Source organism: Leucobacter sp. M11, from assembly GCF_035726885.1.
Classification (GTDB): domain Bacteria; phylum Actinomycetota; class Actinomycetes; order Actinomycetales; family Microbacteriaceae; genus JAPFRB01.
On the sequence record NZ_JAPFRB010000002.1, the window covers coordinates 149,751 to 150,521 of the forward strand.

1 protein-coding gene is annotated in these 771 nt (G+C 70.8%); it reads right to left on the bottom strand.

The window, feature by feature from the left end; all coding sequences use genetic code 11:
• A partial coding sequence (gene rlmB, locus OOT08_RS04815) for a 23S rRNA (guanosine(2251)-2'-O)-methyltransferase RlmB (protein ID WP_325091426.1) occupies positions 1 to 771 on the bottom strand: 771 nt, incomplete at its 5' end.

The following is a 771-nucleotide window of genomic DNA, read 5'->3' on the forward strand; positions in this document are numbered from 1 at the left end:
TTATGCCCGCTCGGCCCGCAGCTGGGAGACCTCGTACAGGGCGACGCTGGCCGCGATCCCCGCGTTCAGCGACTCGGTGGCCGCGCTGATCGGGATCGACACGATTGCGTCGCAGTGCTCGGTCACCAGGCGGGACAGGCCCTTGCCCTCGCTGCCGACCACGACGAGCAGCGGCCGGTCCGCGAGCTCCAGGCCGCGCAGCTCGGTGTTGCCGCCGCCGTCGAGGCCGAGCACGAAGACGCCGCGCTCCTTGAAGGCCTTGATCGTCTGGGTCAGGTTCGTGGCCATCGCGACGGGGAGGCGTGCCGCGGCGCCCGCGGAGGTCTTCCAGGCGGAGGCCGTCACGCCGACCGAGCGGCGCTGGGGCAGGATGATGCCGTTGCCGCCGAAGGCCGCGGTGGAGCGAATGATCGCGCCGAGGTTGCGGGGGTCGGTGATGCCGTCGAGCGCGACGAACAGCGGCAGCTGATTGCGATCCACGGTGCGGTCCAGCAGCTCCAGCGGGTGCGCGTAGGCGTACGCGGGCACCTTGAGCACGACGCCCTGGTGAACCGTGTCCTTCGAGCACATCCGGTCCATCTCGGGGCGCATGACCTCGAGCACGGGGATGTTTCGGCCGACCGCGAGCGCGATGATCTCGCGCATCCGCTCGTCCATCTCCACCCGGGCGGCGATGTAGAGCGTGGTGCCGGGGACCTTGGTGCGCAGCGCCTCCAGCACGGCGTTGCGGCCGGTGACGAGCTCGGCTTCCTCGCTCTTCTTCCCGGAGCC